The 15,901-nt window shown below is 41.8% G+C and carries 20 protein-coding genes; 10 read left to right on the plus strand and 10 right to left on the minus strand.

All coding sequences use genetic code 11. The features are described from left to right. Positions 1 to 54 precede the first annotated feature (54 nt). The 7 genes from J3U68_RS02145 to J3U68_RS02175 all read right to left on the minus strand — a co-directional run bounded on the left by J3U68_RS02145 (position 55) and on the right by J3U68_RS02175 (position 6,650). On the minus strand, positions 55 to 1,374 hold the full coding sequence (locus J3U68_RS02145; protein ID WP_323811417.1) for a Y-family DNA polymerase: 1,320 nt from the start codon (positions 1,372 to 1,374) through the stop codon (positions 55 to 57). Continuing rightward, a complete protein-coding gene (locus J3U68_RS02150; RefSeq protein WP_267374099.1) occupies positions 1,301 to 2,698 on the minus strand; it encodes a 3'-5' exonuclease family protein in 1,398 nt (465 codons plus the stop codon). The genes J3U68_RS02145 and J3U68_RS02150 overlap by 74 nt, the downstream gene beginning before the upstream one ends. 5 nt (positions 2,699 to 2,703) lie before the next feature. Then, positions 2,704 to 3,318, minus strand: a complete 615-nt coding sequence (locus tag J3U68_RS02155; RefSeq protein ID WP_267374101.1) for a LexA family protein — start codon at positions 3,316 to 3,318, stop codon at positions 2,704 to 2,706. Positions 3,319 to 3,605: 287 nt separating this feature from the next. Next, entirely contained in the window at positions 3,606 to 3,851 is a 246-nt protein-coding gene (locus tag J3U68_RS02160) for a hypothetical protein (protein ID WP_267374103.1), read from the minus strand. A 25-nt stretch (positions 3,852 to 3,876) separates the two neighbouring features. Continuing rightward, entirely contained in the window at positions 3,877 to 4,479 is a 603-nt protein-coding gene (locus J3U68_RS02165; RefSeq protein ID WP_267374105.1) for a Maf family protein, read from the minus strand. A gap of 387 nt (positions 4,480 to 4,866) precedes the next feature. Beyond that, on the minus strand, positions 4,867 to 5,859 hold the full coding sequence (locus tag J3U68_RS02170) for an MDR family oxidoreductase (RefSeq protein WP_267374107.1): 993 nt from the start codon (positions 5,857 to 5,859) through the stop codon (positions 4,867 to 4,869). A gap of 176 nt (positions 5,860 to 6,035) precedes the next feature. Beyond that, the gene (locus tag J3U68_RS02175; protein ID WP_267374109.1) at positions 6,036 to 6,650 is read right to left on the minus strand and encodes a TetR/AcrR family transcriptional regulator; all 615 of its coding nucleotides are present in this window, start codon (positions 6,648 to 6,650) and stop codon (positions 6,036 to 6,038) included. Positions 6,651 to 6,698: 48 nt separating this feature from the next. On the opposite strand from J3U68_RS02175, the gene J3U68_RS02180 reads away from it, so the two are divergent. After that, a complete protein-coding gene (locus tag J3U68_RS02180; RefSeq protein ID WP_267374111.1) occupies positions 6,699 to 7,313 on the plus strand; it encodes a hypothetical protein in 615 nt (204 codons plus the stop codon). A 585-nt stretch (positions 7,314 to 7,898) separates the two neighbouring features. Here the strand turns inward: J3U68_RS02180 and J3U68_RS02185 are convergent. The 3 genes from J3U68_RS02185 to J3U68_RS02195 form a co-directional block, all read right to left on the minus strand. After that, positions 7,899 to 8,738, minus strand: coding sequence for an SDR family NAD(P)-dependent oxidoreductase (locus tag J3U68_RS02185; RefSeq protein ID WP_267374113.1), 840 nt, complete (start codon positions 8,736 to 8,738; stop codon positions 7,899 to 7,901). Positions 8,739 to 8,802: 64 nt separating this feature from the next. Further along, entirely contained in the window at positions 8,803 to 9,288 is a 486-nt protein-coding gene (locus J3U68_RS02190) for a DUF6678 family protein (RefSeq protein ID WP_267374115.1), read from the minus strand. Between the two features lie 112 nt (positions 9,289 to 9,400). Continuing rightward, the gene (locus tag J3U68_RS02195) at positions 9,401 to 10,351 is read right to left on the minus strand and encodes a PhoH family protein (RefSeq protein ID WP_267374117.1); all 951 of its coding nucleotides are present in this window, start codon (positions 10,349 to 10,351) and stop codon (positions 9,401 to 9,403) included. Between the two features lie 221 nt (positions 10,352 to 10,572). On the opposite strand from J3U68_RS02195, the gene hisB reads away from it, so the two are divergent. The 9 genes from hisB (at position 10,573) to tatB (ending at position 15,884) form a co-directional block, all read left to right on the plus strand. Continuing rightward, complete coding sequence (gene hisB / locus J3U68_RS02200; protein ID WP_416384620.1) at positions 10,573 to 11,166, plus strand: imidazoleglycerol-phosphate dehydratase HisB; 594 nt, start codon at positions 10,573 to 10,575, stop codon at positions 11,164 to 11,166. 442 nt (positions 11,167 to 11,608) lie between these two features. Further along, on the plus strand, positions 11,609 to 12,259 hold the full coding sequence (gene hisH / locus J3U68_RS02205; protein WP_267374121.1) for an imidazole glycerol phosphate synthase subunit HisH: 651 nt from the start codon (positions 11,609 to 11,611) through the stop codon (positions 12,257 to 12,259). Between the two features lie 33 nt (positions 12,260 to 12,292). Continuing rightward, complete coding sequence (hisA, locus tag J3U68_RS02210; RefSeq protein WP_267374125.1) at positions 12,293 to 13,036, plus strand: 1-(5-phosphoribosyl)-5-[(5-phosphoribosylamino)methylideneamino]imidazole-4-carboxamide isomerase; 744 nt, start codon at positions 12,293 to 12,295, stop codon at positions 13,034 to 13,036. A 146-nt stretch (positions 13,037 to 13,182) separates the two neighbouring features. After that, complete coding sequence (locus tag J3U68_RS02215; protein WP_267374128.1) at positions 13,183 to 13,521, plus strand: hypothetical protein; 339 nt, start codon at positions 13,183 to 13,185, stop codon at positions 13,519 to 13,521. A gap of 22 nt (positions 13,522 to 13,543) precedes the next feature. Next, complete coding sequence (hisF, locus tag J3U68_RS02220; protein WP_267374130.1) at positions 13,544 to 14,311, plus strand: imidazole glycerol phosphate synthase subunit HisF; 768 nt, start codon at positions 13,544 to 13,546, stop codon at positions 14,309 to 14,311. A 42-nt stretch (positions 14,312 to 14,353) separates the two neighbouring features. Next, positions 14,354 to 14,755, plus strand: a complete 402-nt coding sequence (gene hisI, locus J3U68_RS02225) for a phosphoribosyl-AMP cyclohydrolase (RefSeq protein ID WP_267374133.1) — start codon at positions 14,354 to 14,356, stop codon at positions 14,753 to 14,755. A gap of 32 nt (positions 14,756 to 14,787) precedes the next feature. Beyond that, positions 14,788 to 15,135 carry a phosphoribosyl-ATP diphosphatase gene (locus J3U68_RS02230; protein WP_267374135.1) on the plus strand — a complete coding sequence of 116 codons (348 nt, stop codon included), beginning with the start codon at positions 14,788 to 14,790 and terminating at the stop codon, positions 15,133 to 15,135. 72 nt (positions 15,136 to 15,207) lie between these two features. Beyond that, positions 15,208 to 15,408, plus strand: a complete 201-nt coding sequence (tatA, locus tag J3U68_RS02235) for a Sec-independent protein translocase subunit TatA (RefSeq protein ID WP_267374138.1) — start codon at positions 15,208 to 15,210, stop codon at positions 15,406 to 15,408. Between the two features lie 5 nt (positions 15,409 to 15,413). Next, the gene (gene tatB, locus J3U68_RS02240; RefSeq protein ID WP_267374141.1) at positions 15,414 to 15,884 is read left to right on the plus strand and encodes a Sec-independent protein translocase protein TatB; all 471 of its coding nucleotides are present in this window, start codon (positions 15,414 to 15,416) and stop codon (positions 15,882 to 15,884) included. Positions 15,885 to 15,901: the final 17 nt, after the last annotated feature.

The raw sequence follows: 15,901 nt of genomic DNA on the forward strand, positions 1-15,901 counted from the left end.
TGCATAACAATATTGAATGTAATGCCATCCGTCAATTTGTGCTCAATATTTAATTTATATGGTTAATAAATCAGGCCATTGAGTGGTATAGCAGGGACTCAGTTCGGTGCGGGTCATGTGCCAGTGATTGGATTGCAGTTCACTGCCCAGTTTGATGCAGCTGCGACCGTAACGGGTGGTGATATTGTCCCAAGCGTTCATCAATTCGGGACGGTGGTTATTTTGGCTTGGGCAGAGGAGATCGAGTTGTTGGAAATGCTGTGCTGGTTCGATACCACCCAGTTCGATACCACATTTTTTGTATTCATAGCCGGGGCGGTAGATGTGCTGTAGTAAATGCTGGGCGATGTGGTTCAGGGTGATGGTGTCGGCACTGGCCTGTGGTAGTTTGATGAATTGATAGCCTCGGTATTGAGATAGATCCTGGCGGAAGCGGTTGGTATTGATAAATACCCCAATGATATGTGCTTGGCTGTGTTGTTCGCGCAGTTTGGCTGCACCGGCAGTAATGTGGTGGCTGATGGCCGCTTGCAGACCTTCGAGGGTGGTGACCATTTTGCCGAAGCTGCGGCTGCGTACGATATTTTGCCGGTTGGCTTCTTCAATGACAAGTTCGCTGCAGGGAATGCCTTGCATTTCACGCTGGGTACGTTCGAGTACCACGCCAAATTGTTTGCGTAGGGTGGGGGTGTGAGCATTGATGAAATCGAGGGCTGTGTGAATGCCTTGTGCCGCTAATTTTTGTCCGATTCGGCGACCGATACCCCAAATTTCGGTAACGGGTTCGCTGGCAAGGGCTCGCTGCTGGATGTTGTGATTCCAATCTGTCCAAACGACAACGCCATTGAAATGGTTGCGATGGCGTTTGGCCAGATGGTTGCAGAATTTGGCCAGTGTGCGGGTAGGCGCGATGCCGACGCAGGTAGGGATGCCGACCCATTGTTGGATGCGGTTACGGATGTCATGACCAAGTTGGTGCAGTTTATGCAGGCTGTGTAGGTCGGCAAAGCATTCGTCAATAGAGTAGATTTCAATGGCTGGTACCAGGGAGGCGATGGTGCTCATCATGCGCCGTGACAGGTCGGCATACAGTTCGTAATTGGATGAAAAGACGGTGAGTTTGCCCTGCTGCACCAGATGCTGAATCTGAAAATAGGGTACGCCCATCTTGATGCCCATGTCTTTGGCTTCATTGGAGCGTGAGATGACGCAGCCATCGTTGTTACTGAGCACGATGATGGGCTGTTGTTTGAGCTCTGGACGGTAGGCTCTTTCGCAGGAGCAATAGAAGTTATTGCCATCAATCAGGGCAAACATAAGTGTGATCCAATGCCTGTAGACGGTGCTTGTGCTGCTTGATGATTTGGTAAACATCGCGATCAAGCTGTCCTTGTGGCTGATTCAGGATGGTATGTAATTCGTCGGCATTACTGGCGCTACCCAGATACACCCAATGATGGAAGATGTGGTATTTTTGCCGTTCTTGGACGTAAGCGTAGTGATTAAAAGGCCACGCAGTTAATTTGATGTTTTGTAATGCCAGCGCCAGTTTGAGGTTATGCATATCGGCGGTGATTTTGTTAACGCAGGCACCACTGCATTGATGTAATTGGTGACGGAAACAGGGGCGATTGCTACTGCCTTTTTCGATGCCAAGGGTTTGCAGGCACAAATCAGTTTTATGAATGGTGCTTTTGATGGCTTTATGGGCATCGCTTTTGGTATGAAACAACCCGTAGTAATGCTGTTGCTGGCTGAACTGAACATGGCGCATGGTGACGATTTTCAGGGTATGGTAGCCGTGTGCGTTGGTGCTGAGTTGGAAGCTGAACAAATCTTTCTTACGACGCAAACGGCGGTTAAGAATAGGCTGTTGTTGTTTGATCTGTGCTGATTCGGTAAGCAGAGCATCTAGCTCACCGCTGCAAGGGATAACATCGATTTTTTTCGCCTGTTGAGACAGGCTCATTTCTTTGCTGTTATGCACATCCTGACTGAAATGGCTCAGCAGCCGGGTTTTAACGCGCTTACTTTTGCCAATATACAGGGGCAAGTCGTTGTCACCATATATAAGGTACACGCCGTAATCGTCGCGAATATTTTTCAGGATATCGCTGTTCAAATGAGCGGGTAGGCTGGGACGCTGCATGATGGTTTTACATACCTGATGCAGGGTGTCGGCGGGAAAGTTGTGTTTGAGCTGTTGCCAGAAGTCGTAGATGGCGCGTGCGTCGGCAAATGCGCGGTGGCGATTGTGCATGTCGATGTTGTGACGAGCAATAATTTTGTCCAGACCGTGGTGTTTGTGTTCGGGGTAGAGCTGGCGTGATAGTTTGACGGTGCACAGTTGCTGTGGGTTGAAGGTTTTGCCCAGACGTTTGAAAGCAGCTTTGATGAAGCCGTAATCAAAGCGTACATTATGGGCAACAAAGATGCGATCTTTGAAGATGGCGGCAAGCTGGTCAGCGATTTCGTCGTTGAAGCAGGGTGCCTGCTGTACCATTTGATTGCTGATACCGGTGAGTGCCTGAATAAAGGGGGAAATGTTGATGCCAGGGTTAAGCAGGGTATGGAAAAGCTGTGGCTGTTGTTGGCCCGCTTCGGTGTATACGACGGCTATTTCGGTGATGCGGTCACGAGTGGCACGTCCACCAGTGGTTTCGATGTCCACAAAGGCAAGTTGCTGATCTGAAAACATGATTTTTATGAGTGAATGTGTTTGATAACGTAGGTTACGACGCCAACAATGGCAAGAGTGTCGCCTTCCTGAAAGCTGAAGTTGGGGTAAGATTGGTTGCTGTTTTCGGAATGCAGTTCAATGCAACCGTTATCAAGTTGGTGCAAACGTTTAATTGTGAATTCGTTGCCCAGATCGGCCATGACGATATCGCGGTGTTTGGGGGTGATGGAGCGATCGATTATTAGCAAGTCGTCGCGACTGATGCCTGCGTCGTGCATAGAATCTCCGCCACAGCGTACGGCAATGGTGGCGGCCTGGTTTTTGATTAGGTACTGGTTGAAATCCAGATAGTCACTGATATAAGGTTCTGCTGGACTAGGAAAACCGGCAGGAATGGTTTCTGTGGCTAATGGAATGGTTAGTTGGCTGAGGTGTTCGGCTACGTGCCAGCAGTCAAGTGGCAGGTGTTGTGCCGGACACAAGCGCGTGCTAGCCAGTTGGCTGATCATGTGTTCGACTGCTGGGATCAGACTAACGGGAATGCGTTTGACTATTTTGGGTTCGGCTATTTTGGCTTTGCGCCCAGCGCCGGCTCTGGCGCCACCGTGTTGATTGGATTTTGCTGCTATATCAACCACAAATCTACTCATCTTGATTAAGTTATTTAATCAAGAATGGTAGGATTTTGATTTTTTAGCGTCAAATATACTGCTGGGGTTTAGATGCTAATAGTCTGTTTTTTCTTGCTTTATGCGGGTGGGTATTACCTATACTAATGCAAGCTTACTTATTTTGATGATGTTTGATTATTTTGAAAATAGGTCATTAATTGGTGGCATTTGGGTAAGTTTGGTTAAGCTATGCCGGCAAGGTTTATCTGTTCCCAGTTCGATTGATGGATGAATATAAATGAGCATTGGGTTGCTTATTGGGTGGGTAGGGAGGCAGTAGAAGCAGAATGGCTGTTGGTTCGAGAATTGTTGATACTGGAAGCCATGTCTCCAGCAATTTTGTCTAAGGTGGTGTTGGCTTCCTGATGCACTTTTTGAATATCTGAAGCAGTAATGGCCGCCGCTTCGCTCACACTGCGATAGCTGTCGTGATGAGAACAGGCACACAGGGGGATAAGGGTAAATATAGGCAGCAAAATGAAGGTTTTGATGGTGTTCATGTGAATATTGGGTTGGTGTAGATGGTTATTTAATCAGGGGTGAGTAGTGACATTGGCTGAGTAGTTGGCAGGTTTCATAAACAGGTAAGCCCATAATGCCAGTAAAGCTGCCACTGATGTTTTCGACAAATAGACCACCCAAACCCTGTATGCCATAGGCACCTGCTTTATCCAGTGGTTCGCCGCTAGCGATATAGGCTGAGATTTGTTCCGGTTGTAAGCGAGCAAAGCTGACGGTACTGGTTTGTAAAACTTGGTAGGTTTGATTTTGCCAGTATAGGCAAATTGCGGTAAGCACCTGATGCTGGCGGCCAGAAAGTAGTCTGAGCATACGGGCGGCATCATCAGCATCGATTGGTTTACCTAAAATGAAATTATCCAGACTAACCGTGGTGTCGGCACTAAGAAGGGGAAATTGCAGCGGCTGGTCATGATGATGCATCCATGCATCCATGGCGGCGCGGTTTTTGGTTTGTGCCATGCGTTGGACATAATCACTGGCACTTTCTGCTGTATCAGGCGTTTCATCTATCTCCGCTGGTACACGGACAACCTTATAGCCGAGGTTAGTCAAAATTTCATGCCGGCGCGGACTACCTGAAGCAAGATAAACGGTGAGCTGGTTCATAAACAGGATGGTATTAATGCATATCGGATAAATTTGATCTAACTATTTTACCATTATCTGATGAAGTGTTAAGCATCGGCAAGAGTCTGGAACACAGACAGGACAAGGGATGGGGTTATATTCTGGCTGAACCACCGAGTATGATTTAGATGATGATTAATTTCTAGCTGGTATCAATATGGATAATATGTAATAAATTCTTTGCACACTGACAGAATTGAAATAGATTCAGAAAACATTAAATTGATGTTTATTAGTAAAATAAAGGAATTCAGTTGTACCGGGCTGGAATTAATGGTGGTATGAAACGATTGGCTGATCGATTTACAGCTAGGCAATGTTTAAAACAACCGTCGATGTTAAGTGACATGGACGGTTGTTGTTTTTTTACTGGTTGAGGTCGACAATAAATCTGCCTTTGATATTGCCGTTAATGATTTGCTTGGCGATGTCAGGGCATTGATCTAATGAGATGGTTTGAGCTATGTGTTCCAATTGCTCAGGATTAAGCAGTTTGGCCAGGAATTCCCATGCTGCAATACGTTTGGCTCGTGAAGCCATAACACTATCAATGCCGGCTAAGGTGATACCCCTGAGGATAAAAGGTGCCACAGTTGCAGGAAAATCCATACCATGAGCCAGCCCACAGGTGGTAACAATACCACCATATTGGGTTTGTGCACAGATATTGGCCAGAGGATGTGAGCCAAGAACGTCTATGGCCGCAGCCCACTGTTCTTTTTGTAAAGGCTTGCCGGCGGAAAATAGGGTTTGACTATCAATAAAATGGTGTACGCCTAATTGTTGCAGATAATCGGTATGATTGATTTTACTGGTAGCGGCAGTGATTGAATAGCCCAGTTGATTCAATAACATGATGGCTACGGAACCTACACCACCTGTAGCGCCGGTAACAAGAATTTCGCCATGCTCAGGGGTAATGCCATATTCGATAATTGGTTGTACACATAAAGCGGCGGTATAGCCAGCAGTACCAATAATCATTGCCTGTTTAGGGCTCAGTTCTTTAGGCAGGGGAATTAACCATTCGCCTTTGAGGTGAGCTTGTTGACTCAAACATCCCCAATGGGTTTCACCACACCCCCAACCGTTTAGAATGACGCTATCACCTATTTGAACATGGTTGCTATTGGTTTGAATGACCGTACCTACACCATCAATACCGGGTACCATCGGCCATTGACGGACTACTGGTCCGCTATTAGTGATGGCCAAGGCATCCTTATAGTTTAGACTGGAATATTGCACTTGAATTAAGGTGTCACCTGGTTGTTGCCGCAAGGTTGCTTCACTTATATTGCGGATATGACAAGAAAAGGCGTCCGAATTTTTTTCTAACACTATCGCTTTGCATAACATGTTGAATTCCCTATTGGAGTTAACTAGACGATCGGTCTAATTTATTATAGACCGATTGCTAGCTTGCTTCAAAGCAGAAATAAAGGAATACTTAACAGAAATACTTAAATTTGAGTAGGTAAAGGAACTGAGAATATTCAGGATAAGTTCAACCCTTTAGTAGTCATAGCTTAAGGTCAAGTGAGTAAGCTAAAAAACTGTTGAGTAAAGGTATCCAAAGGTGTGGCATTTTTGAGAAGTTTGGCTCGGCTCACCGCACCTTCCCAACCAAGCCAGAAAAAGTAGGCTAATTGAGCGCAGTCTGCTGCTGAATTGATTTCATGCTGTTGCTGAGCCAACTGCAGACAATTTGCAATAAGGGTTTGCCAGTTATTCAATATCTGATCAATTAAGGCTGGAAAATCTGGCGGGAGGAGCGATTCGTCCTGCATTAATTCGCCCACTAGACAGCCACGGTTAAACTGGAATTTAGCCATATTGTCTCTGGCATCGTGACAAAATGCTTTAATTCTGTCCAGTGCGATGGGAATATGTTCATTACATAAATGTCGTTGCAATTTTTTGATAAAATAATGGTTGTAATTGTCGAGTATTGCGAGACCAAAGTCTTGTTTACTTTTGAAATAATAGTAAAACGAACCCTTAGGTACGCCAACTTTGTTCAAAATACTCTCAATATTGGCGCTGATGTAGCCGTGAGTGGTCATGGCCTCGACACCACTGTGAATAAGCGCAATGCGCGTATGTTGACCTTTGCGGCTCAATGATTGAGTAGGGTGGAGTTCTATCATTGTGTTTATATTGTTGATTTTCCCAACTAAAGAAAAATGAAAGAAAAAATGAATAAATTAATGATACTTATTTATATTTTATTATTATTTGGATGTAAAAGTCATTCCGTTTGCAACGAAATGCCCCTAGCAGATAAGGTTACGCAAAAATCTAGAAAAACAACCAAAATTGATTTCAATCATTTCAAAGTGATAAATTCTGACGAATACCGAAATTCATATAGTGATAAAAAATATAAGTTTACCTACAATGATACAAGTGAAACCTTTAATCTATTTGCAAATAATAAAAAGATAGGAGTAATCAGTCTTAAAAGCAAAAAATATGACGGACCTAGTTTCAATATTTATCAATATTCATCTTCACAACCATGTCCTTATATCATTTTTATCATTGAAGCAACAGCAGATATTGGTACTGAATGGTATAAAGTGATTATTATCAAAAATGAGAAAATCATATCAGATTTTTTTATCCATGAACCAAGAAGTGACTCAGATCGATATTTATTAAACCACTTTATGTCTATCAGTTTTGAAAAGAATACGTTTACCTTTAAATTAAAGAAATCATTAATGGCCAGCTATTCATTGATACCTAAAGAATTTAAGCAGGATAAGGATTATATTTATCTAGAAAAAAGGATCAAAGAGACTAAATAACGAGGAGAAATGTCTTTAATGATCAAATCATTGTAGATAAAAATGTCATCTTTGCAGAAGAAATGCAAAGAGAATCCGTTTTATCCAAGACAAAATTGGTGGAATGAATGGATTCTTTTAGCAAGATTGCTCATTATGATCAACATCCACAAGATGCTAATGATAATTAGGTAAGTAGATGTTCTGCTTATAAAATAAAGTGGTGTAGAACTAAGGGATAACGTCGGTAATTTTCCACTGGAAAAGGGAGAAATGAATTAACTCCAAATATCGATTTGACGATTCATAAATCAGTGGTTTCTACCAACAATCATGAAAAAGTAAAAAAAACAAGAATATTAACAACATCAAAAAATCATAAAATGGATTCGCTGATTATTGATAAATTTGATGCTTTTGGCTCCACAATTCCTTTATCCATGCCCATAGTTAAAAGTACCTGTATTGTATCGATATCAATTTAAATATATATCAATTAAAGCTCATAGATGAAACCGAAGGAGGAATACATGTTCAATCCTGCAAAAGAGATAGAATAAATATTAAAACAGGGAAAGCACCATAAATAGATGAAGTGTAAGGATTTTATTTTCCCTGTTTACTGACAGCTAGACGGCATAACTGGTCCAACCAGCTGATGGGTAAGAATTTTTTTAAATACCAAAACAGGTGGGCTGGAACAGTTACCGGATAGCGAGCTTTGGGTTTGCGTGCATTCAGGGCACGAGCGCAAACGCTGGCACATTGTTCTGCAGTTAGGGTGAACGGTGCAACATGATTATTGGCTTGCAGTCGGTTGAGCTGAGCCAAATAAGCTTCACGATGAGCACTGTGTTCAACATCAATATATTCTTTAAATTTTACCAGTGCATTCGGACGAAAACGCGTGGCAATGGGACCAGGTTCAAGTAGGCTGATATATATACCGCTGGAATGGGTCTCCAGTCGTAACGTATCACATAAACCCTCTAAGGCAAATTTACTGCTGTTGTAGGCACTGCGCCATGGCATGGCGGCATACCCCAGAATGCTGGAGTTAACCAATATGCGCCCATGTTGCTGACGGCGAAAAATTTTCATAGCGGCATTGATACATTGCCAGGTGCCAAATACATTGGTATTGAATTGCTCCAGCAAAGCTGCCCGATTTAAATCTTCCGCTGCACCAGTTTGACCATAGCCAGCATTGCAAAATAAGGCGTCCAGATGACCGAATTCGGTTACAACGGTTTCGATGGCGCTTTGGATTTGTGTGTCATCGGTGATATCTAGCTGCACACAATGAAAACCTTCAGCACGCAAACGCGCAACGTCTTCTTGACGGCGACAACTGCTGTAGACTCGCCAACCATCTTGACGCAAAAGATGTGCGGTAGCATAGCCAATGCCACTGGAACAGCCAGTAATCAGGATGGTTTTTTGCATATCAAATTCCGGTTATATTCAACGAATCATACGAGTTTAACATGTTGCATAAATCGAATCTGAACTAAATCGATTTATAGCCAAAAATAGTAAAAATATGATTATCTTCGGTATAGGGAATGGATAAATTATTGAGAATAGCCTCAAAAGCACGGGTTTCGTCCATAATGGCGTCAGCAATCAACCTACCTTGATGCTTTCTTAGCTGTGGTCTGACTTTAATCCATTCAATGCTAAAAAGAGGAGGCATACCTTCATGATAATAGTTACTCCAGTCACATTCGTGATTTGGAATGGTTTTTAAGTACAGAAACTCCGTTTGTTCAGTATCGGTAATGCAACGAAATTGATATGCGGGCGCAAAAGACAAGCTGTTTACAGCATGCTGCAATTGAAGCCATTTAAGGTCATTCATCATGGGAACAAATGATTTTTCTCTAATGATTGTCGCTACTTTCTGTTTTAATTTTACTATGTCTCTATCATGATGAATGTAATATTTATATTCATTATATAAAGTAGTGACCTCAATAGCTTTTCTATATTGCATCGTAAACAGACCTAATATTGCCAAACCTATTGAATAGCCAATTTAAATGTCCTTGTTTGGAAATCAGCCATTCATGGTCAAATAGAATGGGATCCTTTAATCAATCTGAGGATTATTCTTCCTCATCCGCACGATCATAGGCATCGACGATTTGCTGTACTAAGGGATGGCGTACGACATCTTCACTGGTAAACACGTGAAAATAAATCCCGTCAATGTTGCTGAGTTTTTCGCGCGCATCTTTTAGCCCGCTTTTGATGTGACGTGGTAAATCGATTTGGCTGGTGTCACCCGTGATCACTGCTTTGGCTCCGAATCCAATGCGGGTTAAAAACATTTTCATTTGTTCTGGGGTGGTATTTTGTGCCTCATCAAGGATAATAAAGGCGCTGTTTAGTGTCCGCCCGCGCATATAGGCTAATGGAGCAATTTCAATTAAGCCTTTTTCCAATAGCTTGGTTACGCGATCAAAACCCATCAAATCATACAAAGCATCATATAACGGACGCAAATAAGGATCGACTTTCTGCGCTAAATCGCCGGGTAGAAATCCCAGTTTTTCGCCGGCTTCTACAGCTGGGCGCACCAAAACGATGCGTTCAACCTGGTGTTTTTCAATGGCATCTACGGCCGCTGCCACAGCCAAATAGGTCTTGCCGGTTCCAGCTGGTCCTAATCCAAAAACCACATCATGTTTAAGCAAAGCCTGAATGTAGCTACTTTGGCGCGGAGTGCGTCCACCAATATTGCCCCGACGTGTACGCAAAGTCCAAGTTTGACGATCTGAGCGCTGATCTTGGGTGTTGGTTTTGGCTTCAACTGCCGCCAGTTGAATATCACTGTCTTCTAAATCACGTTTTTGGGCAATTTTCGCCAAATTTTCTAATGCGCAAATCCCTTGATTAACCAATTCTCCAGTGAGGGTAAACTGGTCAAAATGACGGGTAATAGTTAGGTTAAGTGCTTTGCCCAAATTAATAATGTGTTGGTCTAGTACGCCACAAAGGCGTTGTAAAGCGGTATTATCGATTTCTTTTAATTGATAATGACTGGTTTGACTCATAGTATTAATATGTATAAATATATAGATAGATTCTAATATTATGTAGTCAATATGTCTGAAAGCAAGAGGATACAAACTAGGTATTACTCAGTTTAGATGTTCATGTCAGCGTATCATACTGTAAAATATATGCCATATAGTTAGAATAGCCTTATCTGAGCAAAATTTTTCGATTACAGTTAGTGATACCGTCAAATTGATACTTATGAATGGAAAATGAAATGCGAACGGCCACGGTGACCCGAAATACCAATGAAACGCAAATAAAAATTTCTATAAATCTGGATGGGACTGGCATTGGGCATTTTGATACAGGTGTGCCCTTTCTGGAGCATATGCTGGATCAGATTGCACGTCATGGTTTAATTGATCTGGATATCAATTGTCGTGGTGATGTGCATATTGATGACCATCATACGGTAGAAGATATTGGAATTACATTAGGTCAGGCAATCAAAACAGCTTTAGGAGAAAAAAGAGGGATTTGTCGCTATGGTCACAGTTATGTGCCACTAGATGAGTCTTTAAGTAGAGTGGTACTCGATTTATCTGGCCGTCCAGGACTTATATATCAGGTAGATTTTAGCCGGGCGATGATTGGTCGGTTTGAAGTGGATTTATTCCATGAATTTTTTCAAGGTTTGGTTAATCATGCGATGATGACGGCACATATTGATAATATCCGCGGAGCCAACGCCCATCATCAGGCAGAAACTTTATTCAAAGCATTTGGACGTGCGTTACGCATGGCTGTGGCTTTTGATGAACGAATGCTAGGAATATTGCCGTCTACTAAAGGAACATTAACAGATTAATTATCCCAAATGATGATTAAAATTAATCTGGTTGTAGATCGATGTTCTTGATTTAGTTAATTTAAGTTAAATAACTTTATTTGACTAGAATGCTCTGTGATGACTCTTGTATAGTAAATTTTTCTTAATATGATGAAATACTTATCTCAACGCTAACAGTTAAGCATCATATATTCTTGTGTTTTGAATTTAGCATTAACTGAGCTAGGATATGCCATTGAAAGCCGATATATAGTCAAAAAATGACAATTTATATAATATTTGTACTATAATAGTTAAATATTGATTAAATGTGTATTATCCCATTATGATGTGCATATTATTTACATACTCTAAGGAATGATACTCATTTATTTCAATTAGACTGGGTTATATATAATTAGTCATTGAAAATACATTGCAATGGTTTGAAAAAATATATTTATTTGATGAAAGAGCCCAGGTGAAAGTAGCGATTGTTAATTATGGTATGGGAAATTTGCATTCGGTATTGCAATCGTTGCAAAGTGCGAACGAAATGCAGCAAACTCATGCCACAATAGTACTAAGCGATGAACCTGAAGAAATTTTATCGGCGGATAAAGTTGTTTTCCCTGGTCAGGGAGCAATGCCTGATTGCATGGCTGCGTTGCATGGTAGGGGTTTGATAAAGGTTTTACAGGAAAGTTTGCTTAATAAACCCTTTTTGGGTATTTGTGTTGGGGCACAATTATTGTTTGAATCCAGTGCAGAAGGCAATACCACTGGATTGGGCTGGTTTAAAGGTACGGTGCAACGTTTTGCATCAGACCAAGTAGATAAGTCAGGCCAGCGTTTAAAAATTCCACATATGGGGTGGAATAGTGTGCATCAGACACGAGCGCACCCACTGTTTGCTGGAATTGAACAGGATGAGTGGTTTTATTTCGTCCACAGTTATTACTTGCTACCCGAAATGCAGGAAATTGTATTAGCGACGGCGCAGTATCCCAATCCATTTGCCTGTATAGTTGGTAAAGATAATGTGTTTGCTACGCAGTTTCACACCGAAAAAAGCCACACAGCTGGTTTGAAGTTGTTAGGTAATTTTCTGTTATGGGATGGATCGGTTTGAAATATTAAATTTTTTACCCGTGGTGAGGTTAGGATGTTATTGATTCCTGCAATCGACTTGAAAGATGGAAAATGTGTCCGTTTGCAACAAGGTTTGATGGAGAAAGCCACAGTATTTTCCAATGATCCGGCACGCATGGCTGAGCACTGGTACCAGCAAGGAGCACGTCGGCTACATTTAGTTGATCTCAATGGTGCATTTTCCGGCAAGCCTGAAAATATGATGGCGATCCAGTCGATTATTGCTGCGGTGGATCAGCGTATACCTATTCAGTTAGGTGGCGGGATACGAGATTTACAGACGATTGAAAACTTTTTGAAATTAGGCTTGGATTACGTCATTATTGGTACAGCTGCGGTAACCAATCCTCAATTTGTGCAGGCGGCATGCACCGAATTTCCAGGAAAAATTATTGTTGGTCTGGATGCTAAAGATGGACAGGTAGCGATAGATGGTTGGGCCAAGGTAACCGATTATCAGGTGGGAGAGTTAGCGCGAACTTATGAGGATTTTGGCATTGACAGCATCATTTATACTGATATAGGTCGGGATGGCATGATGCAAGGGGTGAATATTCCCGCCACTGCCAAACTGGCACAGGCTGTAACTATTCCGGTGATTGCTTCTGGTGGGGTCACCAATTTAATGGATATCAAAGCTTTATGTGCCGTTAGGCAAAGTGGTATTGCTGGAGTGATTATCGGACGGGCAATATATGAAAAAACACTTGATTTGATGGAAGCGCAGCAAATGGTTGATCGCATAAACGTGCAATAAATTTTCTAGGTATATTTGTATAACAAATTGATAATATTTAAATATTTTTGAAATTAAACTCGAACAAGTTATCTATTTTAACTAAATATTAATAAATTAACTTTAACAATACGAATTATTATTTTTTTATTAAGGAAACGGTATCAATGCTGAAGATAGTTTTAGCAATATTATTATGCATATGGCTATTGTTGATTTATGGTCGTAAAAGAAGTGCTTTAGCCGATTCATTTTTATTCATGATTTTACAATTTGTCTTGATGATTGGGATTAATCGATCTTTGCCAGATATAGGTGCGGAGCCATCGTTAAATTACTTATTCATGTGGATATATGTGTTTATAATGATGTGGTTGTTTGATGTTATTTGTCTAAATTTTATCAATGCCGTCGTTTATGCTGTCATTGTTTCAATTGGCTTTTATCACTTGCAACTACATACATTAGATTGGGCCGCATTTATTCTAGGAACTTCAATTGAGTAATCATTTTTAGAAAGAGCAGATGATGACTTTAGCCAAGCGAATTATTCCCTGTCTGGATGTGGATAATGGTCGTGTGGTCAAAGGAATTAATTTTGTTTCTTTGCGCGATGCAGGTAATCCTGTTGAAGTGGCTCAACGATATAATGATGAAGGCGCGGATGAATTAACTTTTCTAGACATTACCGCCAGTTCTGATCATCGCGAGACCATTTTGCATACGATCGAAGCGGTTGCCAGCAAAGTGTTTATTCCCTTAACGGTAGGCGGCGGAATTCGCAGTGTTGAAGATGTGCGTCGTCTGCTTAATGCTGGCGCGGATAAAGTCTCCATTAATACAGCTGCGGTAAATCATCCGCAGCTGGTTAATGAAATCAGTCATACTTTTGGTAATCAAATTTTGGTAGTCGCCATAGATGCTAAAGCAGTAGATGACAGCAATTCACGCTGGGAAGTATTCACTCACGGCGGCAGGCATAATACTGGTTTAGATGCGATTGAGTGGGCACAAAATATGGTTGAGCGTGGTGCTGGCGAGATCTTGCTCACCAGTATGGATCGTGACGGAACTAAAGTGGGATTTAATTTACCCTTAACTCGTGCAATTAGTGATGGAGTTTCCATACCGGTGATCGCTTCAGGTGGCGTAGGGAATATCAATCATTTGATCGAAGGTGTACAATTAGGTCGAGCTGATGCCGTATTGGCCGCCAGTATTTTTCATTTTGGTGAAGTCAGTATTCATGAAGCTAAAATAGCGATGCACAATGCCGGAATTACCGTTCGGCTATAGTGCAGTTTTTATTTTCATTTTTCACCTGCAAGGATTCAGTTTGTGGCAAATAAGCTACTGGATGAAATCAAGTGGAATGATCAGGGTTTGATCTGTGCTGTGGTTCAGGATAAATTCAGTTTACGCATCCTAATGGTTGCATGGATGAATGCTGAAGCTTTGGCATGTACAGTTCAAAGTGGGTTTGCGCATTATTACAGTCGATCTCGCCGAAAACTCTGGATGAAAGGTGAACAATCTGGTCACCGGCAAAAAGTTTTTGAAATACGCTTAGATTGCGATGGTGATGCCATCGTTTTGCTGGTTGAACAACAAGGCGGTATTGCCTGTCATACCGGTCGTCAATCTTGTTTTTACAGAGTTTTTCAGCATCAACAATGGCAAATAACAGACTCGGTTTTAAAGAGTGAGCGGGAGATATACTCACGCCATTCTGATGAATAATAATCCATAGTGATCTACTAGTGAGAATAGGGATGGCTGAAACATCTAAACAGCAGAATACAACGACAATTTTAACGGAATTAACAGATGTAATGATGTCTAGACGACATGCATCACCTGATAGCTCTTATGTGGCGCAACTGTTGCATGCTGGTGAAGATAAAATTTTAAAAAAAATCATTGAAGAAGCAGGGGAGGTGTTGATGGCAGCCAAAGATGGTGATCAAACTCATTTGGTTAAAGAAATAGCAGATCTTTGGTTTCACACAATGGTGCTGTTGACTTCACATGAGCTTAGGGTGGATGATGTACTCAATGAATTGCAACGGCGACAACATGTGTCTGGGTTGACTGAAAAAGCCAGCCGACAATCACGGTAATTTTTTTTTGCGCATGCGCTGTTGCTAGTGGCAATAGGCGCATTTTTGTTGTAGTAGTAAAAGGAATAAATAATGGGTAGTTTATCAATTTGGCATTGGATAATGGTCTTGCTGATCGTGGTATTGGTGTTCGGAACTAAGAAGTTGCGGAATGTCGGTAAAGATCTTGGTAGCGCTGTCCATGATTTTAAAAAAGGGCTAAATGAAGGTAATATTGAAAGCAATCAAAAAGAGGAAGTAATCGAACATCAACAAGACGATTATAAAGCGTAAAGACGATGTTTGGTCTGGGTTTTGGCGAAATTTTGCTCATTGCAGTTGTTGCATTGGTGGTGCTGGGTCCCGAACGGTTGCCTAAGGTGGCACACAGTGCAGGATTGTGGATAGGTCGCATTCAAAATTATATAAATAATGTTAAATCTGAAATAAATCAGCAGGCGGGCATGGCTGAATTTAAGCAAGCCCGTGATAGTTTTGAATTAGCAGCTCGTTCAATCGAATCTGATCTTAGAACCAATTTGGGCAAAGTGAATGAAGAATTAGACTCTCTTGATCGAGCTATGGTTACCAATAATCAGAGTCATAGTTCTTCAGGGCCATTTCTATCGTATCAATCAAAATATGAGAGCTGCCTTTCAGAAATTTCGCCTATCCACCGTGTTTCCTTACGGCGGCAAGCTTTACAGCGTAAACGGGATATGAGACCAAAACACCGGTTAATGCCAAAGTTGCGTGTACGCCGTCATTGATGGGTGTTGATGGGTAA

The organism is Snodgrassella sp. B3882 (genome assembly GCF_026535915.1).
Taxonomy (GTDB): domain Bacteria; phylum Pseudomonadota; class Gammaproteobacteria; order Burkholderiales; family Neisseriaceae; genus Snodgrassella.